Source organism: Aquimarina sp. MMG016, from assembly GCF_018100805.1.
Taxonomy (GTDB): Bacteria; Bacteroidota; Bacteroidia; order Flavobacteriales; family Flavobacteriaceae; genus Aquimarina.
This window is the reverse complement of the sequence record NZ_JAGJEA010000003.1, coordinates 259958-281888: the sequence shown is the minus strand read 5'-3', so window position 1 is coordinate 281888 and position 21931 is coordinate 259958. Positions and strand designations below refer to the sequence as shown.

General features: G+C 34.2%; 27 protein-coding genes. 12 read left to right on the top strand and 15 right to left on the bottom strand.

The window, feature by feature from the left end; translation table 11 throughout:
• Window positions 1–10: 10 nt before the first annotated feature.
• The 5 genes from J8M14_RS07520 (at window position 11) to J8M14_RS07500 (ending at window position 3937) form a co-directional block, all read left to right on the top strand.
• On the top strand, window positions 11–427 hold the full coding sequence (locus tag J8M14_RS07520) for a hypothetical protein (protein ID WP_211073982.1): 417 nt from the start codon (window positions 11–13) through the stop codon (window positions 425–427).
• A 204-nt stretch (window positions 428–631) separates the two neighbouring features.
• Window positions 632–1744, top strand: a complete 1113-nt coding sequence (locus tag J8M14_RS07515; protein ID WP_211073981.1) for an FAD-dependent oxidoreductase — start codon at window positions 632–634, stop codon at window positions 1742–1744.
• Between the two features lie 14 nt (window positions 1745–1758).
• A complete protein-coding gene (gene mtgA / locus J8M14_RS07510; RefSeq protein WP_211073980.1) occupies window positions 1759–2439 on the top strand; it encodes a monofunctional biosynthetic peptidoglycan transglycosylase in 681 nt (226 codons plus the stop codon).
• 8 nt (window positions 2440–2447) lie between these two features.
• Window positions 2448–2906, top strand: a complete 459-nt coding sequence (locus J8M14_RS07505; protein WP_211073979.1) for a 3-oxoacyl-ACP synthase — start codon at window positions 2448–2450, stop codon at window positions 2904–2906.
• 98 nt (window positions 2907–3004) lie between these two features.
• Entirely contained in the window at window positions 3005–3937 is a 933-nt protein-coding gene (locus J8M14_RS07500) for an alpha/beta hydrolase (protein ID WP_211073978.1), read from the top strand.
• Window positions 3938–4042: 105 nt separating this feature from the next.
• Here J8M14_RS07500 and J8M14_RS07495 read toward each other — a convergent pair whose 3' ends face one another.
• A complete protein-coding gene (locus tag J8M14_RS07495; protein ID WP_211073977.1) occupies window positions 4043–4396 on the bottom strand; it encodes a hypothetical protein in 354 nt (117 codons plus the stop codon).
• Window positions 4397–4456: 60 nt separating this feature from the next.
• Window positions 4457–6142, bottom strand: a complete 1686-nt coding sequence (gene recJ / locus J8M14_RS07490; protein WP_211073976.1) for a single-stranded-DNA-specific exonuclease RecJ — start codon at window positions 6140–6142, stop codon at window positions 4457–4459.
• A 143-nt stretch (window positions 6143–6285) separates the two neighbouring features.
• Between recJ and J8M14_RS07485 the strand changes: the two genes are divergently transcribed.
• On the top strand, window positions 6286–6876 hold the full coding sequence (locus tag J8M14_RS07485) for a carboxymuconolactone decarboxylase family protein (RefSeq protein ID WP_211073975.1): 591 nt from the start codon (window positions 6286–6288) through the stop codon (window positions 6874–6876).
• A gap of 74 nt (window positions 6877–6950) precedes the next feature.
• Here the strand turns inward: J8M14_RS07485 and J8M14_RS07480 are convergent, their stop codons facing one another.
• The 13 genes from J8M14_RS07480 to J8M14_RS07420 form a co-directional block, all read right to left on the bottom strand.
• The gene (locus J8M14_RS07480; protein WP_211073974.1) at window positions 6951–7604 is read right to left on the bottom strand and encodes a response regulator transcription factor; all 654 of its coding nucleotides are present in this window, start codon (window positions 7602–7604) and stop codon (window positions 6951–6953) included.
• Window positions 7605–7624: 20 nt separating this feature from the next.
• Entirely contained in the window at window positions 7625–8404 is a 780-nt protein-coding gene (locus tag J8M14_RS07475) for a sensor histidine kinase (RefSeq protein WP_211073973.1), read from the bottom strand.
• Window positions 8380–8652: a hypothetical protein gene (locus tag J8M14_RS07470; protein WP_211073972.1), complete on the bottom strand. Its 273-nt coding sequence runs from the start codon at window positions 8650–8652 to the stop codon at window positions 8380–8382. The genes J8M14_RS07475 and J8M14_RS07470 overlap by 25 nt, the downstream gene beginning before the upstream one ends.
• Before the next feature lie 24 nt (window positions 8653–8676).
• Complete coding sequence (locus J8M14_RS07465) at window positions 8677–9399, bottom strand: hypothetical protein (RefSeq protein WP_211073971.1); 723 nt, start codon at window positions 9397–9399, stop codon at window positions 8677–8679.
• Between the two features lie 228 nt (window positions 9400–9627).
• Window positions 9628–10092, bottom strand: coding sequence for a hypothetical protein (locus J8M14_RS07460; RefSeq protein ID WP_211073970.1), 465 nt, complete (start codon window positions 10090–10092; stop codon window positions 9628–9630).
• Window positions 10093–10306: 214 nt separating this feature from the next.
• Entirely contained in the window at window positions 10307–11092 is a 786-nt protein-coding gene (locus J8M14_RS07455; RefSeq protein ID WP_211073969.1) for a hypothetical protein, read from the bottom strand.
• A gap of 412 nt (window positions 11093–11504) precedes the next feature.
• Window positions 11505–12203, bottom strand: coding sequence for a M50 family metallopeptidase (locus J8M14_RS07450; protein ID WP_211073968.1), 699 nt, complete (start codon window positions 12201–12203; stop codon window positions 11505–11507).
• A gap of 63 nt (window positions 12204–12266) precedes the next feature.
• The gene (locus tag J8M14_RS07445; RefSeq protein WP_211073967.1) at window positions 12267–12611 is read right to left on the bottom strand and encodes a HopJ type III effector protein; all 345 of its coding nucleotides are present in this window, start codon (window positions 12609–12611) and stop codon (window positions 12267–12269) included.
• Window positions 12612–12635: 24 nt separating this feature from the next.
• On the bottom strand, window positions 12636–13208 hold the full coding sequence (locus J8M14_RS07440; protein WP_211073966.1) for a uracil-DNA glycosylase family protein: 573 nt from the start codon (window positions 13206–13208) through the stop codon (window positions 12636–12638).
• A gap of 2 nt (window positions 13209–13210) precedes the next feature.
• Window positions 13211–13882: a 16S rRNA (cytidine(1402)-2'-O)-methyltransferase gene (gene rsmI / locus J8M14_RS07435; RefSeq protein WP_211073965.1), complete on the bottom strand. Its 672-nt coding sequence runs from the start codon at window positions 13880–13882 to the stop codon at window positions 13211–13213.
• The gene (locus J8M14_RS07430; protein ID WP_211073964.1) at window positions 13882–14226 is read right to left on the bottom strand and encodes a DoxX family protein; all 345 of its coding nucleotides are present in this window, start codon (window positions 14224–14226) and stop codon (window positions 13882–13884) included. The genes rsmI and J8M14_RS07430 overlap by 1 nt, the downstream gene beginning before the upstream one ends.
• A 24-nt stretch (window positions 14227–14250) precedes the next feature.
• Window positions 14251–14598 carry a DoxX family protein gene (locus J8M14_RS07425; protein WP_211073963.1) on the bottom strand — a complete coding sequence of 116 codons (348 nt, stop codon included), beginning with the start codon at window positions 14596–14598 and terminating at the stop codon, window positions 14251–14253.
• A 16-nt stretch (window positions 14599–14614) separates the two neighbouring features.
• A complete protein-coding gene (locus J8M14_RS07420; protein WP_211073962.1) occupies window positions 14615–15385 on the bottom strand; it encodes a hypothetical protein in 771 nt (256 codons plus the stop codon).
• 105 nt (window positions 15386–15490) lie between these two features.
• Between J8M14_RS07420 and J8M14_RS07415 the strand changes: the two genes are divergently transcribed.
• From J8M14_RS07415 to J8M14_RS07390, 6 genes are all read left to right on the top strand, one after another.
• Window positions 15491–16138 (top strand): thymidine kinase, encoded by a 648-nt coding sequence (locus J8M14_RS07415; protein WP_211073961.1) that lies wholly within the window; start codon window positions 15491–15493, stop codon window positions 16136–16138.
• Entirely contained in the window at window positions 16131–17243 is a 1113-nt protein-coding gene (alr, locus tag J8M14_RS07410) for an alanine racemase (RefSeq protein WP_211073960.1), read from the top strand. Before J8M14_RS07415 ends, alr begins: the two co-directional genes overlap by 8 nt.
• 100 nt (window positions 17244–17343) lie before the next feature.
• Window positions 17344–17763, top strand: a complete 420-nt coding sequence (gene mscL / locus J8M14_RS07405) for a large conductance mechanosensitive channel protein MscL (RefSeq protein ID WP_211073959.1) — start codon at window positions 17344–17346, stop codon at window positions 17761–17763.
• A gap of 228 nt (window positions 17764–17991) precedes the next feature.
• Window positions 17992–18984, top strand: coding sequence for an aspartate-semialdehyde dehydrogenase (locus tag J8M14_RS07400; RefSeq protein ID WP_211073958.1), 993 nt, complete (start codon window positions 17992–17994; stop codon window positions 18982–18984).
• 149 nt (window positions 18985–19133) lie between these two features.
• Complete coding sequence (locus J8M14_RS07395; protein ID WP_211073957.1) at window positions 19134–19502, top strand: DoxX family protein; 369 nt, start codon at window positions 19134–19136, stop codon at window positions 19500–19502.
• Between the two features lie 201 nt (window positions 19503–19703).
• Entirely contained in the window at window positions 19704–21872 is a 2169-nt protein-coding gene (locus tag J8M14_RS07390; RefSeq protein WP_211073956.1) for a prolyl oligopeptidase family serine peptidase, read from the top strand.
• Window positions 21873–21931: the final 59 nt, after the last annotated feature.

Genomic DNA, 21931 nt, shown 5'->3' with positions numbered 1-21931 from the left:
ATAATATAATATGAAATCTTATCCAAAACTTGTAGTCTTATTAATAGCAGTAACCCTGGTAACGGCCACTTCCTTTGCGCAAAGCGATTATTGTCCTAAGCAAAAACCATTAGATCTAAAAGAAGCTGTTGGTGAGTGGAAAGGAAGTTTTACTTACAATGGAGATCTCAAAAAAGTAACCTTCTACATAGCAGAAGAAGATGGTAAATTGCTTTCTGAGGTTTCGATTCCCGGTATGAGTGCCAAAAAATTGACAGCATTTACCAAGATTTGTTGTGGTAGCGAAATTAAGATTGAAGTAGTTGTCGATAATAAAAAGTTTGATTTTTGTGGCAAACCTAAAGAAGGAAAAATGGCAGGAAGATTGGTGAGCAGGGATGTAAAAGATAACTCTTCTAAAGAAGTATTCACTGTAAAAAGGGTATAATAAGCAATCATATTTTCAATCATTAAATGAACAGGATGTATTAGCATATAAAATAGGTTATTCCTATATACTATGCTTACTTGAGTTAGACAAAAGGAGTATGCTGAAGGATCAGGGTGCTCCTTTTTTTTGGATTAGTTAGTGTCATGCAAAGCACTTGGTTGTTTTTGATGTATTTTTGATACAAAAATCAAAATACACTTCATGAATCTTAGCTATTGGGAATATAAAACCTGGTTATCCAACATAGATTTCACGATTGTGGGCAGTGGAATCGTTGGACTTTCTTGTGCATTGCGTTTACGTGAAAAATTTCCAAAAGCAAAAATTTTAATTCTCGAAAGAGGAATACTACCTAACGGCGCAAGTACCAAGAATGCTGGTTTTGCCTGCTTCGGAAGTTTATCGGAAATTTTGGATGATTTGAATACGCATTCTGAAGAAGAGGTATTGCAACTAGTTCAAAAACGATGCGATGGACTTCAATTACTGCGTAAACGGTTAGGGGATCAGACTATTAAATATCATGAACTTGGGGGGTATGAACTTTTCAATAAGGAAGATCAAGATCTTTATAATCAATGCTTTTCAAAAATAGAAAACATTAATCAGTTGTTAAAACCGGTTTTTAAGAATGATGTTTTTAGTAGTAAAGCAAATATCTTTAGTTTTAAGAATATTCAACCTCAATATATTTTCAATCAATTCGAAGGTCAGATCGATACTGGAATTATGATGGAAGCTCTATTACATAAAGTTCAAAGCTCCCGAATCAAGATTCTGAATAACTGTAAAGTACTTGCTGTCCAAGATCTTAACACTTCAGTCGAAATAAAAACGGATCAGTTTACGTTCTCTACTAACAAAGTGTTGATTGCTACTAATGGTTTTGCTTCACAATTAGGCATTCAAAAGGTAAAACCGGCACGAGCACAAGTGCTAATTACCCAACCAATCCAAAATTTACATATTAAAGGAACCTTTCACCTGGATAAAGGCTATTACTATTTTAGAAATATAGATAATAGAATTTTGTTCGGCGGAGGAAGAAATCTTGATTTTGAAACTGAAGAAACCACTGAATTAGCTCAAACAGAATTGATACAACAAAAGTTAGAAGAGATTTTACATGACGTAATTTTACCTAATACTAATTTCGAAATTGAACAGCGCTGGAGTGGTATTATGGGTGTTGGTGATCAAAAGAAATCCATTGTCACACAATTATCCGATAATACATTTTGCGGTGTACGCCTTGGCGGAATGGGAGTTGCCATAGGTAGTTTAGTTGGCACGGAATTAGCAGATCTTTTGTAATAAGAATTGGTTGTATGATAAAGAAATTCTTTCGTTTTATCTTTAAAAGTACTCTTGCATTCCTGATACTTAGTATGTGCTGGGTATTGATGTATAGATGGGTGGATGTACCAGCAACACCCTTAATGGGTGTTCGTAAATTACAATCAGATAGAGGACATGTTATAAAGCATACATGGATTCCACTGAAGAATATTTCAAAAAACTTACAATTAGCTGTGATTTGTAGCGAAGATCAGCGATTTATGGAACACGAGGGTTTTGATAAAAAAGCAATCGAAAAAGCTATTGCAGAACATAAGGCTGGAAAACGACTCCGAGGTGCCAGTACAATCTCTCAGCAAACCGCAAAGAATGTTTTCTTATGGCCACATCGCAGCTGGGTTCGTAAGGGATTAGAAAGCTATTTTACGCTTTTGATAGAAACCTTTTGGAGTAAAGAACGGATCCTAGAAATTTATCTTAATAGTATCGAAATGGGTAATGGGATCTATGGTGCTGAGGCAGCTTCCTGGTATTGGTTTGGAAAATCAGGATCAGACCTTAATAAAGAAGAAGCCGCAGCTATTGCTGCAATTCTTCCTAACCCAAGGAAATTCTTGGCCTCTCCTCCATCAGAATATACTCAAAAAAGAAAAGATTGGATCATCATCCAAATGCGTAATTATGGTACATTAGCGTTTGAAGAAAAGTAAATACTATTGTGAATCCAGATCAAATCAAACAAGAACTATTCATTAAATCCCAAAACTATGTTGACCAAAGACTTCAACGAATTCATAGTACCATTTCAGGGATTCAGGAATCTCTAACCTCAGAAACCAAAAGTACGGCCGGTGATAAACACGAAACGGGTCGTGCTATGCTTCAGTTAGAAAGAGAAAAAGCAGGTGTACAATTGGCAGAAGTACAAAAGTTACAAGGAATTTTATCTAAAATTGATATTTCTTCCTCTTCAAAACTTGTTCGCCTGGGAAGTTTGGTATATACATCTCAAGCAAATTATTTTATCAGTATTTCTATAGGAGAGGTTAAAGTGAATAATGAGTTATACTACGCAATAGCTGCTAATTCTCCTATCGGGAAGATGTTGCTGGGTAAGAAAAATGGAAATAGCTTTAGTTTTAATGGAAAATCCTTCGTAATAAATAAAATATCTTAAATAGATATCTAAAAAATAAGATTTCTTAAAAATTTCAAACAGAATAGCATACAAAAATGATTTTAAGTAAATTGCTCCCTCACAAATCATAGTCATAAATGAAAAAGATTTACTTAGTACTTCTAGTTGGGGTGGTACTATTTTCCTGTAAACCATATCAGGAGGTTAAGGTTCGTAAAGGTCAGATTACTTATGAGAAATTTAGAGAAGAGCAACGTTTGTTTCCTTCAGAGGATGGTATTATAAAGTATATAGATAAAGGAGAGGGGCCTGTTATTGTACTTCTTCATGGAATTCCTACATCAGGGTGGTTATATCGTAAAATGATTGATCCATTAGTAAAAGGAGGTTATAGAGTAATAGTTCCGGATATGTTGGGCTTTGGTTCTAGTGATTCTCCTGAAGGTTATAAGATATATAGTGAAGAAAATCACGCAAAGCGTCTCCTCGCACTTATGGATTATCTGGGTGTTGAATATTGGTCGCATGTAATGCATGATGTTGGTGGGATATGGACCTGGGAACTAATGCGTCAAGCCCCCGATAAGATTGAAGAACTTATTGTATTAAATACACTTATTTATGAAGAAGGATTTTATCCTCCTGTAAGAATGAGTCCCGGAGCTGCTGCCAAAGCCGCAATGTGGTCCTATCGTAATGGGGTTACTACGAATAAACTGCTTAAAAGCCTCTTTAAAGAGGGGATGAAAGAAAATACATTGAATGAATTAGATGTAGAAGGGTATAAAACTCCACTATTAGAAGGAAAAACTAATGGCATGTACTATTTCTTTACCAGAACGTGTAATTATTTTCCGGATTACTCTTTAGTGTTTGAAAATCTAGATATTCCGGTTGCAGTGATCTGGGGGATACACGACACAATGCTACAATGGCCTCCGCAGCAAACTAAAGCGGCTAATGCTTTAAAAGTAGACGAAGAGGATATTCATTTTGTGGATGAAAAACATTTTGTGCAGGAAACCAAGGCCAAAGAAATAAGTTATAAAATCTTGGATTTTCTTAATTAAGTGAAACTCTATTCTGAAAACCCACTTTTGGTGGAGTTTTCAAAATAGGAAGTTGAACTTATCCCGCTGTAGAGCGGGATCTATTTATTCATTTATTAGAACTTCTTAATTTAAACTCACATTCTTAATCCAATTCTTTAATTCGACTCTAAAGATCGTTCCATTAATCAATTCATGAATTTGCTGAAGCTCATCCAGGTTTACAGCTATATCTATTTTGTCTGATGGGGTTCTGAGTAATAATGACCTGCAGTTTTGAGGAGTAGTACATTGACCACAGCATTGAGATTCTTTAGTAATTGTACAGGAGTCTGAAAAGTCTTTTAATTCGTTCAATGTGAGAAGAAATCCAATATCTCTAAATACTAATTGGACTTTTGGCATAGAAATTTTTTCTTCTTTTTTCCAAAAGAAGGATATTCCCATTTGATTACTATAAATTTTATCGATAGCATTCATGATGAATCTGTTTTGATTCAAAAATACTATTATTTATAATCAATCTAAATAAAAATAGTGTTAATTTATATCTTTTAGCTTTAACTGTAGAGAAATATTACCATTCCATTCATTTTCATCAATGGAGTATGCTAATTTAAAACGTTGACCTTCGGTTATTAGCTCATGTTTGGATCCTAGATTAAAACCAATAGCATTGATAGCAGCATCATTTTTTTCTACTCGACATTTCAGATGTTTCTCATCCGCTCCAACACATTTTCCATATCCAGTATCTTTAAGTCCTTCTGTCATAAAAACAGGTGTCATATTTCCCGGGCCAAATGGAGCGAACTGTTTCAGTATACGATAGAACTTAGGAGTGATTTGCTCTAATTCTATAGTCGAATCAATTAAAATCTCAGGCGTTAATAAAGTTTTATCAATGGTGGAAGCCACGACTTTTTCAAATTTTTGTTTAAAAGCATCGTATTGTTCCTCCAGCAGAGTTAGCCCTGCAGCATATTTATGTCCACCGAACTGTTCTATATGATCAGAACAAGCTTCTAATGCATTGTATACATCAAAACCTTTAACAGATCTGGCAGAAGCAGCAAGTTTCTTTCCACTTTTAGTAAAAACCAAGGTAGGACGATAATAGGTTTCCGTTAAACGGGAAGCTACAATGCCAATAACACCTTTATGCCAATCTTCTTGATAAACAACTGTGGTATATCGTTCCTCTTCTTTATGATCTAATATTTGTGCTAGGGCTTCTGCTGTAATGCTTTTATCAGCGTCTTTTCTGTCACTATTATATAGCTCTATTTCTGAAGCAAATTGTAATGCAGTTTCAAAATTCTGTTCAGTCAGAAGGTTAACCGCGTGTAACCCATGTTTCATTCTACCTGCTGCATTGATTCTCGGGGCAATTATGAATACCAAGTCGGTAATAGTTAGTGTTTCTTTTTTAACCTGAGATAGCATTGCTTTAAAACCAATTCTGGGATTTGCATTAATAACGAGTAACCCGTGATAAGCTAATACTCTATTTTCTCCTGTAATCGGAACAATATCAGCACCGATTGCAGTAGCCACCAGGTCTAAATACACTAATAAATCATCTATAGTTTGACCTCTTTGAGAGGCTAATCCCTGAATTAACTTGAACCCTACTCCACACCCGCACAATTCCTTGTAGGGGTATTCACAATCTTCCTGTTTAGGGTCTAAAACGGCTGCCGCATCCGGTATTTGTTCTCCAGGTCTATGATGATCGCAAATGATAAAATCAATACCTTTTTCTTTAGCATAAGCTACTTTTTCAATAGCTTTAATTCCGCAATCTAATGCAATAATCAGGCTGATATCATTGTCATGAGCGTAGTCAATTCCTTGATAAGAAACACCATAACCTTCAGCATAACGATCAGGGATATAGGTTGCTATTTGCGGAGAAATAGTTTTTAAATACGAAGACATTAGTGCCACAGAAGTAGTACCATCCACATCATAATCACCATACACCATTATATTTTCTCCATTGGTAATCGCTTTTTCGATCCTGGAAACCGCTTTGTCCATATCCTTCATTAAGAAGGGGTCGTGAAGATCTTCTAAAGAGGGACGAAAAAACTTCTTTGCCTGATCATAGGTTTCAATGCCTCTCTGAACCAAAAGTGAAGCAATAGTATGATTTACATTTAATGCTTCGGCAAGATCATTTACCACAGCGATATCAGGTTTAGGTTTTAGCGTCCAACGCATACTATCTTTTAAGAATTAATTGATTTTGATAGCAAGATATGGAAATTTAAAATTGTTCGCACTGTTGTTGTTAATACTTCGGGATTGAGATTTTAATTTGTATTTTGGCGTTTCAATTAACTTTAAAAATATACACTCACAATATGCCATTAGTAACTCCATTATCAGCGGATCACGATCCGAAAACCAAAGAATTAGCAGAATTCTTTAACGAGACACTTGGTTTTTGTCCTAACTCAGTTTTGACAATGCAACGAAGACCGGCCATATCTAAAGCATTTATTAATCTGAATAAAGCTGTCATGGCTAATGAAGGTCGTGTAACTTCGGCTTTAAAACGTATGATCGCTTGGGTGAGTAGTAATGCTACGGGATGTAGATATTGCCAGGCGCACGCGATTCGTGCAGCGGAGCGCTATGGAGCAGAGCAAGAACAACTAGATAATATCTGGGAATATAAGACACATCCGGCTTTTAGTGATGCAGAACGTGCGGCCTTAGATTTTTCATTAGCAGCTTCTGTAATTCCAAATGCCGTAGACGCAAGTATAAAAGAAGAGCTATATAAATACTGGGATGAAGGCGAAATCGTAGAAATGCTTGGAGTTATTTCTTTATTTGGATACCTGAATCGCTGGAACGATTCTATGGGTACCACCGTAGAAGAAGGAGCTATCGAATCAGGAGAACAATATCTAGGCAAACATGGCTGGGAAAAAGGAAAGCACATATAACAAGTTTAGAGTTTTGAAGACGAATTACGAAATAAAAACCTGATAGGTTTTCTTAAACGAGTCAGGTTTTTAATTTAGATAGAAATAATCTTCTCTTGTATGGCTTTAATCATTAAACCTGCAATATTTCTTACTCCCAATTTTATCATTAAATTTTTTCTATGCCCTTCGATAGTACGAACACTTAAAAAAAGCTTTTCAGCGATTTCTGCTGTAGTCAATTCCTGAGTGATGAGATCTAAAACTTCCAGTTCTCTTGGGGTGAGATGATAATCTTTTCCAATAACCGGAGGTTTGTTAGCTTTGTGCTTCAACCCTTTTAATAAGGCTTCAGAGACAAAAGAATTGAAATAAAACCCTTTCTCATAAACAGACAGAATTGCTTCTTCCAATTCTTGTGGATTAGTGTCTTTTAACAAATATCCATTTGCACCTACTTCCATTAAATATGATATCATCCTTTCTTCTTTATGCATGGTTAGGATAATGATCTTTAGATCAGGATAGAGTTTTTGTAATTTAACAGTAGTATCTACTCCATTCATATCATCCATTTCTAGATCTAAAAGGATAACATCTGGAACTATATTATTCAGTTTTGTTAAAAGATCCTTGCCATTCACAGCTTCTAATACCAGTGAGATATTAGTCATTTTATTAAGTAATGATTTTATTCCTTCACGAAAAAGGTTATGATCATCAATAAGTCCAAGTTTTATAGTTTCCATGAGTGTGCAAATAGTATTATTTAAGGGCATATAATTTTTACTTTCATTCCCAGCTGTTTTTCCTGGAAATTTATAGTTCCTGATAAGACGGACAGTCTACTTTCTATATTCTTAAGTCCTAATCCTTTTTTATGTGAGAGGTTTTTTTGATCTAAACCTTTTCCATCATCTTCATAAATTACAATTAATGAGTCACCTTCATTTTTTAATTCGATTTTTACAGTTGAGGCTTCGGCATGTTTGAGTGTATTGGTAATTAACTCCTGGATGATTCGGTACAAGTTCAGTTCTTTGGATTTAGAAATGGTATGTACTGTATGATCATTAAAAGAAATTTTAATTTTCCCGGAATCATTTATGGTTTGTACCAGGCTTTGGATTGCTTCCATTAATCCTAATTTTTCTAAAATAACAGGTCTAAGATCCTGTGAAATAGTACGCACACTATTGATCATATCATTTAAAAACCCACCAGCTTTTTTGGTAATACTTTCTAGTTCTTCTGGTGACAGATTTGAGGTGATTTGTCCAAAATACAATTTGGTTGTAGTAAGCATTGCTCCAACATCATCATGTAATTCTTTAGCAATTCTTGTACGTTCTTCTTCCTGACTAAGGATGGATGTTTTTAATAACTCCTTTTGATAATCCGTTTCTATTTTTTGATGCTTCTTCTGTTGAGCCAGTAACCTTCGTTGATATACGATAAAGAATATAATCACTGATAATGATAGTAGAAAAATAACTACCATACCAATGATTATAATTCTTAATGTTATAGCTTCTTCGGTTTCACCCATAAAGCAATGGTATAAAATAATGTTAGTACTATGTTTACTATAGCATGAAGCCCCCAAAACAAGTAACTCGCTTCTGTAGAACCTTTAAACATAGTATTATTAATAAAAAACAATATCAAGTTACTGAAAAAATAAATCAAAAACCCTGAATTGATATAAAGCATAGGATTCATCTCCAGGGTATTGTATCGTGCTTCTTTCAGTAAGGTATAAAAATTAGATTTATAAATAATTCTTCTGTCATCCATATTATTCTAAATGATTGAACAATTTTAGGATCTTGTTGGCGGCTTTGTAGGACAAGTAGGAGGGCAAGGAGTTAAATATTCATAAATAAATGAACCTGGTTTTAATAATTTACCTTCCTCATCCAATTCTGGTAAAAATACGGTGGTAAATTTACCTTGTGGATTTACTCCCCATACCAAATTAACATTTTTTGAACCGCTCTGTAATATCTGTTCTCCTACTGCTGCTGGCATACTAAAATGTTCGATTCGCATTCCATGATATGCAATCGTTTCTTCTAGTGATTTATCTCGCCATTGATCTTGCCATCTGGATATAAAAACTGCAGCATCTTCAGGTTGCATGATATGTGATGACACAGCCTTAGAAAATGGTGTGGTATCAAAATGCTTTTCTTTTTCACTAAAAAGTTTATTGATTGTTTTTTCTAATGAAATTGGTTTTGCCAACATACCTTTAGAAGTGTTTCCATATTGATCTGCTCCAACAACTCGTATTTGCAAGACATCATTATCCACTTCCAGCACAAAACGAATCGTAGTCACCTCTGGTAATTCTAAGGCTTGTTTTATGGCTTGTTTAGAAATGCTAAACCCATTTTCGGCTTTTTTAAATGTTTCTTCAGGAGATGCTTTTTTCCAATTCTCGATTACATCTTGTTGCTGAATATCAGCTACTGGTTCTTCCTGATGACAAGAAGCCAATAATACTAGTGTAACTAGGAAAAATAAATGATTTGTTTTCATAAAATAAGGTTTTAAATTAATATATAATTCTATAGTTAAGTGTCTTAAAAACTAGAATTGTTACCTTATTATTCTAATTTTTTTCAAAAATAATTTGGTCTCAGATAAAACTATTCTATATGGTAAACCTAACAGGTTTTTAGAGTTGATAATAAGTTGATTATATGATATTAAATTAATATTTTTTTCCTGTTGTTAGGAAAAAATTATACAGTTGCACTAAAAATGCTATAGCTTCTTCGGATTCACCCATAAAGCGATGGTATAAAATAACGTTAGTACTATGTTTACTATAGCATGAAGGCCCCATAGTGTTAAACTTGCTTCTGCAGTTCCCTTGAATAAAGTGTTATTCATATAAAACAGGATTAAGTTACTGGAAAAATAGATTAAAAACCCTGAATTGATCCAAAACATGGGATTCTTTTCCAGGACACTATATTTTACTTCTTTTAGTAAAGCATAAAAGTAACTTAAAGAAAAAAAGATGACCAGGAATCCCATAAGGGTTGTTACATTAGAATTAAACGTATTTAGATTCTGAAAAAACAAGGTGTTAATTATAGCAAATACTATAAAACCAATACTTATGATAATAAAGAACAACTTTGAAAATATTTTGGATAAAACTGTTCTATATATATGTACAATTAATAAAAACTGAATAGCCGTAAAAAAATGATATAGAGGCATATTGTTAATCATTTTATACCAAAGTATCCATGATATTATTTCAACGATTACAGTAACCACAATCAAAAACAACAGTCCTTTTTGTGAAAAATTGAAGTACCTAAATCTAAAAATTGATATAAGTAACGGAGCTAACAAAAAAAGGGAAGCTGCTAAAGTTAAATTTTCAAAAAGTTCTTTACTCATTAATTAGTTTTCAGATATTATCATTCTATTAAGGAACGCAAGTTGGTGGACAAGGTCTCAAGTATTCTATAAATAGTTCATTTATTTCTGGTACTGATTCCAACATTCCCTTAATACCCATTATATCTTGCTGCTGAGCTCTTTTGGCATTTGGTGGCATTTCAAAACCAATGGTAGGTGCAAAAGAAATCATTTCTTTGTACTGAAATTTATTCATATCTACTCCAGGATATAGTTTAATGTTATTTATCTGACCTAATTTTTTTATAACATTAATCATTTCCTTACCTATATAATAAAAATGCACTCTGAATCTATCGTTTCCTTCCTTGGCAATAAAGAGATCGTCTATTAAATTATTATCAATCTGATCCCAATTTTGACCAATCATCTTTTTAAATTCCCAAGGAACGATATCTCCAGTTGTTTTTTTGTCTGGCACTGCTATCTTACTCTTAGCTTGAATTTCAATATGATCCGGAATTAATGGAAAATATTCTTCCTCATCACTTCCATTCTGCTTAACTCCTATGATAGGATAAAAAGTGTGTTTACTAATGTTTTCTTTTTCTAGTGCTAAATGAATTCTTAGTTCGCTAATGTTGTTTGCGACAGCATTAAAACGTGTAACGTCCTTTTTTTCCATTTGGAATACTTCAACACGCTTATATTGTTCTCCATATGATTTATGAAATCGTTTTTTGTGAAAATGATTGGCTAATTTTAGAACATCTTCATCTTTCCATCGTTGGATATCAGCATCAAGAATAGCTCTGCTGTCGACGTCATTTTGTTGTGTGATTGTTTCTTCCATTTGTGTGCGTATTTATGGGTTAATAATTCTTTTTTAAAGTTAATTAAAAAAACCTCTTCGTGATTAAATTTATATGAATTAACAGGGATTACCGATGCAAAACCCGTATTTACCACGGATTAATATTTCCAGTATTTAAGGGCGATTATTTCGTAAGAAATTATCTGAATTTTGGGGTGTAGATCTATCTAAAAAAAGCTATTCTCGATACAATTTTTCTCCATTTCATTCTGAAAAACCACTCGAATTGACGCTTTTTTTAAAATTTTAGCTTAAGTCGAACTGAGGCTAAAAAGGTGTATGTCGAAAAACCTATAAAAAGAGTAGGCAAATCTTAAAACTAATTATTATAGCTTTTGCAACAAAATAATTTTACAATAGAATAACACTTTGATTTGTATGATTTAAAGTGCTATTTTTTTAAATAATACCGATAACTTTTATACAATAGATAAACTGTGATCAAAAGAATCAGAATTGCCCACATCCAATAAGTTCCGGATAGATGTGCTGCAATCATTTGTGTGTCTGAGTATTGTATTCTACCATCTCGTTCAAACTGTTTGGTAAATAAATACCCCGTTTGTAGATAAGTACTCAACACACATTGTGTTCCTAAGAAGAGTAATGTAAAAGCCTCCAGGTTTCGAACTCTAAGAATAGCAATAAAGAAAAGAATTGCAGCGAATACACTAAGAATAACCAAAGCCAGTAATTCATGAATCCATAGGCACAATGACAAAACCATAATGGCTATTAGAAGCCATAACACAATTTTCGAAGTTACTTTGTTTCTGGCAGCAGCAATTAATATTGCCCCTGATATGGCTGGCCCAAGTAATCCTCCAGCAGAAGTAATTGCTCTGGCGTATGGATATTCCAGGTAACTGGTAGCAACATTAGAATAGGCAACTCCACCGCCATTATCATAAATCTCCAGATAGTAAAATTTTCCTCCAAGAAGTAATGCTGTTAATCCATGACCCATTTCATGAAACCAAGTTCCTAGTAATAACAAGGGGTACTGAACCATCCCAAAATAGGGTAGTTGCCATAGTAAAAATACGAGCAGACTAATGCCTATAATTGTAAATAGTGGTTGGTGTTTCATATAATATTACATAACTATTTGTTGATCAAAATAGTATAGCAACAGGTATATCCAATGATTTTTTTAGATTTTTTTTGTCAGGGGAATCTGGTCAAAAGAAATTTTATCCCATCCTGTTTTCATAAAATTGCGAATGTTTTGGTGATCATTGCCTTCTGGAGTGTTCAATACATCGGTATAATATTGTCCAAAACACGATAGCGTTTCTTCTTTGCATAGCTGTTGTAGATGAGCAAAATAAAATAGTTTGCAAGACCCGGAATTTTCTCCAGATTGATTAATGACATCTGCATTTTTAAAGGTACAAGGGGTGAAATTATAATGGTTGTCGATTACACTCATTGTATCGTTGAAAGTGATTTGTCTTGGTTCTTCTTTAAGTTTGGATATAAATTGTGATATGGTCATTATATGAATATGGAAAAGTTTATTTTATGTAATGTTTTCTTTTATAAGTTGCTGTAACACAGGAATAACGTCCTTGTCAAACCAAGGGTTTTTGGTAAGCCAGAATCGGTTTCTTGGAGATGGATGCGGTAAAGGAAAGTATTTAGGTAAATACTCCTGAAAAACTTTTACTGTTTCAGTAAGATTGCTTTTTGCTTCCTTTTTTAGATAGTACTTCTGGGCATATTGCCCAATTAGAATAACCAATTCCAGTTTTGGCATTTGATCAAATAGAGGTTGATGCCATAGCGGAGCACATTCTGTTCTTGGCGGCAAGTCACCACTTTTACCTTTTCCGGGATAACAAAACCCCATTGGTACGATGGCTATTTTGGTTTCATCATAAAACAGTTCGTCAGAAATAGCTAACCACTTTCTTAATTGTTTTCCGCTAGCATCATCCCAGGGGATACCTGATTGATGTACTTTGGTTCCGGGAGCCTGACCGATGATGACAATTTTAGCATCTGGATGTGCAGAAACTACAGGTCTTGGACCCAATGGTAAATGTGCTTTACAAACTTCACAGTCTCTGATATCTGAAAGTAGCGTTTTCATAATTATTTCTTTCCTCCAACAATAATTACAATCTCGCCTTTGGGAGGTTTATTTTCAAAATGTTGTAAAACTTCTTCAGCTGTTCCTCGTATCGTTTCTTCATGAAGTTTACTTAATTCTCGAGAAACTGAAACAGGTCGATCTGCACCAAAATATTCTACAAAATTTCCTAAAGTTTTGATCAATTTATGTGGAGATTCATAGAATATCATAGTTCGCGTTTCTTCGGCTAGTAGTTTTAGTCGGGTTTGTCGTCCTTTCTTTACTGGTAGAAAACCTTCGAAAACAAATTTATCGTTGGGTAACCCACTGTTCACCAGTGCAGGAACAAAAGCAGTCGCTCCGGGAAGACATTCTACATCAATTCCTTGTTCAACACAAGCCCTGGTTAATAAAAAACCAGGATCACTTATGGCTGGTGTTCCTGCATCACTAATCAAAGCAATTTTTTCTCCACTTTGTAATTTTCTAATAATGCTATCTATGGTTTTATGCTCATTGTGCATATGATGGCTTTGCATATGTGTAGTGATCTCAAAATGTTTTAGTAGTTTTCCACTGGTTCGGGTATCTTCAGCCAAGATTAAATCTACTTCTTTGAGTATTTTAATTGCTCTGAAGGTCATATCCTCCAGATTACCGATTGGAGTAGGAACAAGATATAGTTTAGACATTAAGGTCGGACTTTTTTGCCAGTGGCATAAGAAACAATAAGAATAAGAATGGCATAAACAGATAAACCAATACCATGTTCTGCATAATGATGTGCTAAGCTAGCCAACACTAGATCAAAAAAGATGCCTGCATAGGCCCATTCTTTGACCCACTTTATTTTGTTAGTAATAATTGCGATTACTCCTAATACTTTAGCAATCGCCAATGGAATTACGATGTAAGTTGGATAATTAAAAAACTCAAAAAAGCCTTTTATTTTTTCAGTATTTAAAAAATACATTTGTGCAGAATACAACATAATAGCGCATAACGCTACAGTGGTAATCCAATATACAATCTTCATATGGTGTTTTTATAAATTATAGTGCTAGGCACGAACTTTTTTTCCTAAAAAATAAGAAGCTAACAAAAGTACTAATGCCATTAAAGCTCCACCCCATTCTCCATCACCAGCTTGTTGATGAGCAAAAAAAGCCATCACAAAATTAAAGAAAAACCCTGCGTAAGCCCACTCTTTTAATGATTTCCATTTATTAAGTAATATAACAGTTATTCCTGATAGTTTTAGAATAGCCAATGGATAAATAACGTAACCAGGGTAATTAAAGGAGATAAAGGTCTTAAGAATTTCTTCATGATTAAAAATGTACATACTCGCCGAAAATAACATCATTAAGGAAAGTAATCCTGTGGCAATCCAATAAGCAATTTTCATATCATTGTGGTTTTATTTAGAACTCAAATTTATTCATAACAATATCTATAAAGCGTTGTTCATATTCTTCTTTGCCTTTCCAATTGTTATAGTCGGGTTTTACCATGTTTAGGATAAATTGCCTTGCACCACCTTTACTGTTTAAAGTATTTAACTGCGAGAGAACCCTATTATAATCGGCAGCACTACCATCAAAAAGATGTTTGATAAAGGCCAAACGATCATTTAGACCAATATTAATTCCTTTTTTTAGCTGATCATTAAGGGATTTTGGTTTTTCGTCTTGATCATTAAGGGTGTCAATAATAGGCATGCTTTGCCCCACATTTTCCATATCATTCTTTTCGAATACAGGTTCTGAAAGCGATATCGTCTCCTCGGTTGCTTTAACAGCTGGTACAAAAAGATCTTCGGTAACTTTGGCATTAATCTCTTCAATAATAATTTCTGGGATGTCTTCTTCTTTGGTATGTATATCTTTTTCTTCTAAATCAATAATAGTTTCTGCAGGTTGAACTATTTCGTCGGGTTGTTCTTCCAGACTTAAAATTGGTTTGATTACTTCTTTTTTGATTTCTATGGGTTCAGCTTCTTCATCGAGTGCAGCGGTAATTTGGCCAATTGTAGGCTGAGGACCTAAAGATTGAGATTCAGCAAAGCTTAAGATTGTTAATTTTTCATATAATTTTCTAGCCTCTTCTTGTAGCTGAGGTAGGGTGGATTTGTCTTTGAGCTGTAATATTCTGTGAGCAATACTAATAAGTTCCGCTTCCAATTTCTTCTTCATAACTTTATTATTGGTTTGTAATACTACTTTTGATTTTTAATAAATTTACCTCATCTTTAGGGCAAGGAGAAGGGATTTCTTTTAATCGATGCTGAAAAATACAAAATGTTTCTCGAAAATACAGTAAATCATAAAGAGCAATTTGGATGGATAGAAGTAATCTGCGGTTCTATGTTTTCGGGTAAAACCGAGGAATTGATCCGTAGGTTAAAAAGAGCACAATTTGCTAAACAGAAAGTTGAAATTTTTAAACCTGCTGTAGATGTGCGCTATGATGATGAAATGGTAGTTTCTCATGATGCCAACGAAATCCGTTCTACACCGGTACCAGCTGCTGCTAATATTAGAATTTTAGCTGATACCTGTGATGTGGTGGGTATCGATGAAGCTCAGTTTTTTGATGATGAAATTGTAGCTGTTTGTAATGATTTGGCAAATAAAGGACTCCGGGTTATAGTAGCCGGACTAGATATGGATTTTAAAGGAAATCCATTTGGACCGATGCCTGCATTGATGGCTACCGCAGAATATGTAACCAAAGTACATGCAGTGTGCACCCGAACCGGTAATTTGGCTCAGTTTAGTTACAGGAAATCTGCAAAGGACGACTTAGTATTATTAGGAGAAACTGACGAATATGAACCGCTAAGTCGGGCAGCTTATTATAAGGCTATGCTTAAAGAAAAAGTAAGAGATATGGACGTCAAAGATGCCGAAGAAGTATCTAAAAATGGTAAGAAATCTAATGAGTAGTGTACAAGAAACTGTTCTCGAAATCAATCTGGCTCATCTCACCCATAATTTTAAATATCTAAAAAGTAAGGTTGATCCAAAGGTCAAAATACTCTCTGTGGTAAAAGCTTCAGGTTATGGAAGTGATGCCGTTACTATTGCTAAACATTTAGAAAAAATTGGTACAGATTATTTAGCAGTAGCATACGCTTCTGAAGGGATTACTCTGCGCGAAGCTGGGATTAAAATACCAATTTTGGTATTACACCCGCAACCTATCAATTTTAGATCATTAATAAAGTATCATTTAGAACCAAGTATATACAGTATAAGAGTTTTAAGAGAGTTTATTGCTAAAGCAGAAGAACTTAATCAGCAAGATTATCCTGTTCATATAAAATTTAATACAGGTCTTAATCGTATTGGTTTTTGGGAAAATGATGTGAATTATATCATAGAAAAGTTAAAAGAAACCGATGCTGTCAAAGTAGTTGCAATGCTTTCGCATTTGGCGGCTAGTGAAGATTATGATGAAAGAGAATTTACTTTACAACAGATTAATTCTTTTAAGAAATCAGCTTCTGAGATGATAGGTCGGTTAGGGTATTCTTTGATATTACATCAATCTAACACCTCTGGAATTTTGAATTACCCTGAAGCACATTTTGATATGGTAAGAACCGGAATTGGATTGTATGGATATGGTAATGAAGCTAAGTTTGATAAACAATTAAAACCTGTAGCTTCTCTAAAGTCTGTGATTTCTCAAATTCATAAGCTCGAACCTGGTGAAACTGTAGGGTATAATCGTGCATTTAAAGCACAGGGATATATTAAAACTGCGACAATCCCTATTGGACATGCAGATGGAATTGGCAGGCAGTATGGTAATAAAAAAGGGTTTGTTATCATAAATGGTAAAAAAGCATATATCATTGGTAATGTGTGTATGGATATGATTATGGTTGATATAACAAATATTGATTGTAAAGAGGGAGATGAGGTTATTATTTTTGATAATAAAGACAATGCTGCTACTATTGCTGAACATGGGGGAACTATTTCTTATGAGCTATTAACGGCAATTTCTCCTAGGGTAAAAAGGGTAGTAATCGACGATAATTGATTTTTATCGAAAATCTTAAGATATCTATGCCGGTCATTTTGATTAAAATCTCTAAATTTTGTTAAATTAGACCTATACTAACTATCTAAATCTAATAAATATGGGATTTTTTAAAGATTTTAAATCTTTCTTGATGAAAGGTGATATTGTTAGCCTTGCTACTGCGGTAGTAATTGGCGGAGCATTTAATAAAATTGTGGGTTCAGCTGTGGCCGATGTTATTATGCCAATAGTAGGTGTTATAACCGGAGGAACAGATTTTACACAAAAATTCATTGCCTTGGATGGAAATTCATATGAAACATTAGCTGCTGCTAAGGAAGCTGGAGCTGCTGCTATTACTTATGGAAATTTAATTCAGGCCACGATTGATTTTATAATTGTCGGTTTGTTTATTTACATTCTTTTAAAAGCTTATGAAAAATCTCAGAAAAAAGAAGAAGCTGCACCTGCTCCACCAGCCGGGCCAACTCAAGAAGAGTTATTAGCAGAAATAAGAGATTTATTAAAAAAGCAGTAAATCTTAATTAGGAAGAATTTATCTATAGCTACCGCTATACTACATATTCTAATTAAACCGTCCTTGATTGGGCGGTTCTTTTTTTTACTTTAAGTTAAATATTTAACAAAAAGTGCAATTATATATAAATTCTAAATAAAGAATTGTTTTCTTATAAATATTCCTCACATTTGCTGGAGTTTAAAAAAAGACAGATTTTTGTATCATAAAAGTCATTAATTAGAAAGAATGAAAGTAGCCGTGGTAGGTGCTACCGGATTGGTAGGAACCGTAATGTTAAAAGTATTAGAAGAACGTAATTTTCCGGTAACGGAATTAATCCCTGTAGCATCAGAAAGATCTGTAGGTAAAAAATTATCATATAAAGGTGAAGAATTTACTGTAGTTGGTCTAGCAACCGCTGTAGAAATGAAACCAGATGTGGCTTTGTTTTCTGCTGGAGGAAGCACCTCTCAGGAATGGGCTCCAAAATTTGCAGAAGCCGGGATTACAGTAATTGATAACTCATCAGCCTGGAGAATGGATCCCACTAAAAAATTGGTAGTACCCGAAATTAATGCAAAAGACTTAACAGCAAATGATAAGATCATTGCTAACCCTAATTGTTCTACAATACAATTAGTAATGGCATTAGGACCATTACACAAGAAATATGGAATTAAGCGTACAGTAATCTCTACCTATCAATCCATCACAGGTACAGGTGTAAAAGCTGTACAACAATTGGAGAATGAATATGCAGGTGAAAAAGGAGAAATGGCATATCCATACCCAATTCATAGAAATGCAATTCCGCACTGTGATGTTTTCCAGGAAAATGGGTATACCAAAGAAGAGATGAAATTGGTTAACGAAACCCAAAAAATACTTGATGATCGTACCATTGCGGTGACTGCAACTGCTATTAGAATTCCGGTTGTTGGAGGACATAGTGAAAGTGTAAACCTGGAATTTGAAAACGATTTTGTGGAAAGTGATGTACGCAAGATTTTAAATGAAACATCGGGAGTAACGGTACAGGATAATCCAGATACTAATACATATCCTATGCCGATTTATGCAGAAGGTAAAAATGATGTATTTGTAGGTAGAATTCGTAGAGACCATTCTAGAGAAAATGCACTGAATATGTGGATTGTTTCTGATAACCTGCGTAAAGGAGCTGCTACCAATGCAGTGCAGATTGCAGAATATTTAACAGAGAATAAGTTAATTGGCTAAATAACCAACCAAAATTGTATGAACCCTTGTTATCCTAGTAATAGCAGGGGTTTTTCTTTTTTTATAAAAAGGATGTAGTACAGACTCTTGTAAGGTTCTTAACATATCATCCTCTAATTACTATAATTTAATCACAAAAAAATAAAATAATGAATAAGTTAATTTTAGTATTAAGAATAGTATTAGGAGTGATGTTGATCGTTTTTGGAAGTAATAAGTTTTTTGGGTTTTTACCTGATTTCGAGTTTACAAATCCTGATGCAGGAGTATTTTTTGGAGCACTAGCAGGAAGTTATGTGCTAAAAACTGTAGGAATTATTGAGGTGATTGTCGGTTTTTTACTGTTGACTGGTAAAGCTGTTCCCTTTGCATTAGTTGTGCTAGCACCAATTTCTGTAAATATTGTTTTGTTTCACGGAACGTTGGACCCAGCAAATATTGGGCCTGCGGTATTCGTCTTTGTAGTAAATACTTTTCTTATTTATAAGAATTGGGATAAGTACAAAACACTTTTCTAAAAGAGATTTTTTTCGTTTCTTACAGAAAATTCTGACTGCTCTTGTTGATTGGACCAAAGTGTTGCTAAACCCCAAAGCATTGCTGAAGGAAATACGGTTTTCTTCGTGGATTCATTTACAGAGCAGTCTTTTTTATATTTTATTTAGCATTTGTCAAAGGTTCTTTTAATAGATTTGGGAGTTAAATTAAAGAAGCTCATCATGAAAAAAACACTTTTCTCTATTTTTATACTGGCAACTATGATTGCCTGTAAAAAAGAAGTTAAAGAAGAAATTGCAAAAACGAATATTGACTTGAATTATCCTGAGACTAAGAAAGTAGATACTGTAGATACTTATTTTGATACTGAAGTAAAAGACCCTTATCGTTGGTTAGAAGATGACCGAAGTAAGGAAACTGAGGACTGGGTAAAAAGCCAGAACAAAGTTACTTTTGGTTATCTGGAGAAGATTCCATTTAGAGATCAGATGAAAAAAAGATTATCAGATCTCTGGAATTATGAAAAAGTAGGTTCTCCTTTTAAAGAAGGCGATTACACTTATTTCTATAAAAATGATGGTTTGCAAAATCAATATGTAATCTATAGATTTAAGAAAGATGGAGATGAACCTGAAGTTTTTCTGGATCCAAATACATTTAGCGAAGATGGTACAACTTCCTTAGGAGGAGTGAGTTTTTCTAAAAATGGAAAACTAGTTGCTTATGCTATTTCTGAAGGAGGAAGTGACTGGAGAAAAATAATAGTGAAGAACGCAGAAACCAAGGAGATTGTTGAAGATACTTTGATAGACGTCAAATTCTCTGGGATGTCCTGGAAAGGAAATGAAGGATTCTACTATTCTAGTTATGACAAACCTGAAGGTAGTGAGCTTTCAGCTAAAACAGATCAACACAAAGTATATTACCATAAGTTAGGAACCCCACAAAAGGCTGATGCATTAATTTTTGGAGGAACCCCAGAAGAAAAGCACAGATATATTTATGGACAAGTAACTGAAGATGATCGATATCTAATTATTTCTCCAAGAATTTCAACATCAGGGAATAAGTTATTTATTAAAGATCTTACGAACCCTAATAGTAAATTGGTTACCATTCTTGATCATACAGATAGTGATAGTTATATTATAGAAAATGTAGGTTCTAAACTATATATTGTTACTAATCTGAATGCACCAAATCAAAAAATTGTTACTGTAGATGCTGCTAACCCAACTCCAGATAACTGGGTAGACTTTATTCCTGAGACTGAACATGTATTGAGCCCGGGAACAGGTGGAGGGTATTTCTTTGCAGAATATATGGTAGATGCTGTTTCCAAAGTATTACAATATGATTATGAGGGTAAACTAATCCGTGAAGTACAATTGCCTGGAGTTGGTAGTGCAAATGGATTTGGAGCTAAGAAGGAAGAAAAAGAATTGTACTATTCGTTTACGAACTATAAAACACCTGGCAGTATTTACAAATACAATATTGCTGAAGGAACTTCAGAACTTTACCGTAAGCCTAAAATTGATTTCAACCCCGAGGATTATGAAAGTAAACAAGTATTTTATAATTCTAAAGATGGTACAAAAGTACCTATGATTATAACTCATAAAAAAGGAGTAGAATTAAATGGTAAGAATCCTACAATCTTATATGGTTACGGAGGGTTTAATGTTAGTTTGACACCTTCATTTAGTATTGCTAATGCGGTATGGATGGAACAAGGAGGTATTTATGCAGTACCTAACCTAAGAGGAGGAGGAGAGTATGGTAAGAAATGGCATGTTGCAGGTACCAAAATGCAAAAACAAAATGTATTTGATGATTTTATCGCTGCAGCGGAATACCTAATCGAAAACAAATATACCTCGAGTGATTATTTAGCAATCCGTGGAGGATCTAATGGAGGTTTACTGGTTGGTGCTACAATGACCCAAAGACCAGACTTGATGAAGGTGGCATTACCTGCAGTTGGGGTGTTAGATATGTTACGTTATCATACTTTTACTGCAGGTGCGGGATGGGCATATGATTATGGCACATCAGAAGATAGTGCAGTAATGTTTGAGTATATGAAAGGATATTCTCCAGTACATAATGTAAAAGCAGGAACACAATATCCTGCTACATTGGTAACAACAGGGGATCATGATGATCGAGTAGTGCCTGCACATTCATTTAAATTTGCAGCAGAGTTACAGGATAAACAGACTGGAGATAACCCCACACTGATTAGAATTGAGACCAATGCAGGTCATGGTGCGGGTACTCCGGTAGCCAAAACTATTGAGCAATATGCAGATATCTTCAGTTTTACACTGTATAATATGGGATACGAAGTATTGCCGGAAAAAGTAACTGATGAGGTAAAAGGATAAGAATACTTTATCTAGAAAAAATAAAGAATCCGTTTTCTGAAAAGAGACGGATTTTTTTG

Coding starts and splice junctions, on each gene's coding strand:
- J8M14_RS07460 (WP_211073970.1), bottom strand. CDS start 10,092: ATGCCTCTATATCATTTTTTTACGGCTATTCAGTTTTTATTAATTGTA.
- alr (WP_211073960.1), top strand. CDS start 16,131: ATGAGTAGTGTACAAGAAACTGTTCTCGAAATCAATCTGGCTCATCTC.
- J8M14_RS07395 (WP_211073957.1), top strand. CDS start 19,134: ATGAATAAGTTAATTTTAGTATTAAGAATAGTATTAGGAGTGATGTTG.
- rsmI (WP_211073965.1), bottom strand. CDS start 13,882: ATGTCTAAACTATATCTTGTTCCTACTCCAATCGGTAATCTGGAGGAT.
- J8M14_RS07480 (WP_211073974.1), bottom strand. CDS start 7,604: ATGGAAACTATAAAACTTGGACTTATTGATGATCATAACCTTTTTCGT.
- J8M14_RS07450 (WP_211073968.1), bottom strand. CDS start 12,203: ATGAAACACCAACCACTATTTACAATTATAGGCATTAGTCTGCTCGTA.
- J8M14_RS07425 (WP_211073963.1), bottom strand. CDS start 14,598: ATGAAAATTGCTTATTGGATTGCCACAGGATTACTTTCCTTAATGATG.
- J8M14_RS07420 (WP_211073962.1), bottom strand. CDS start 15,385: ATGAAGAAGAAATTGGAAGCGGAACTTATTAGTATTGCTCACAGAATA.
- J8M14_RS07390 (WP_211073956.1), top strand. CDS start 19,704: ATGAAAAAAACACTTTTCTCTATTTTTATACTGGCAACTATGATTGCC.
- J8M14_RS07455 (WP_211073969.1), bottom strand. CDS start 11,092: ATGGAAGAAACAATCACACAACAAAATGACGTCGACAGCAGAGCTATT.
- J8M14_RS07470 (WP_211073972.1), bottom strand. CDS start 8,652: ATGGATGACAGAAGAATTATTTATAAATCTAATTTTTATACCTTACTG.
- J8M14_RS07495 (WP_211073977.1), bottom strand. CDS start 4,396: ATGAATGCTATCGATAAAATTTATAGTAATCAAATGGGAATATCCTTC.
- J8M14_RS07400 (WP_211073958.1), top strand. CDS start 17,992: ATGAAAGTAGCCGTGGTAGGTGCTACCGGATTGGTAGGAACCGTAATG.
- J8M14_RS07430 (WP_211073964.1), bottom strand. CDS start 14,226: ATGAAGATTGTATATTGGATTACCACTGTAGCGTTATGCGCTATTATG.
- J8M14_RS07485 (WP_211073975.1), top strand. CDS start 6,286: ATGCCATTAGTAACTCCATTATCAGCGGATCACGATCCGAAAACCAAA.
- recJ (WP_211073976.1), bottom strand. CDS start 6,142: ATGCGTTGGACGCTAAAACCTAAACCTGATATCGCTGTGGTAAATGAT.
- J8M14_RS07520 (WP_211073982.1), top strand. CDS start 11: ATGAAATCTTATCCAAAACTTGTAGTCTTATTAATAGCAGTAACCCTG.
- J8M14_RS07440 (WP_211073966.1), bottom strand. CDS start 13,208: ATGAAAACGCTACTTTCAGATATCAGAGACTGTGAAGTTTGTAAAGCA.
- J8M14_RS07475 (WP_211073973.1), bottom strand. CDS start 8,404: ATGGGTGAAACCGAAGAAGCTATAACATTAAGAATTATAATCATTGGT.
- J8M14_RS07515 (WP_211073981.1), top strand. CDS start 632: ATGAATCTTAGCTATTGGGAATATAAAACCTGGTTATCCAACATAGAT.
- J8M14_RS07445 (WP_211073967.1), bottom strand. CDS start 12,611: ATGACCATATCACAATTTATATCCAAACTTAAAGAAGAACCAAGACAA.
- mscL (WP_211073959.1), top strand. CDS start 17,344: ATGGGATTTTTTAAAGATTTTAAATCTTTCTTGATGAAAGGTGATATT.
- mtgA (WP_211073980.1), top strand. CDS start 1,759: ATGATAAAGAAATTCTTTCGTTTTATCTTTAAAAGTACTCTTGCATTC.
- J8M14_RS07500 (WP_211073978.1), top strand. CDS start 3,005: ATGAAAAAGATTTACTTAGTACTTCTAGTTGGGGTGGTACTATTTTCC.
- J8M14_RS07465 (WP_211073971.1), bottom strand. CDS start 9,399: ATGAAAACAAATCATTTATTTTTCCTAGTTACACTAGTATTATTGGCT.
- J8M14_RS07415 (WP_211073961.1), top strand. CDS start 15,491: ATGTTTCTCGAAAATACAGTAAATCATAAAGAGCAATTTGGATGGATA.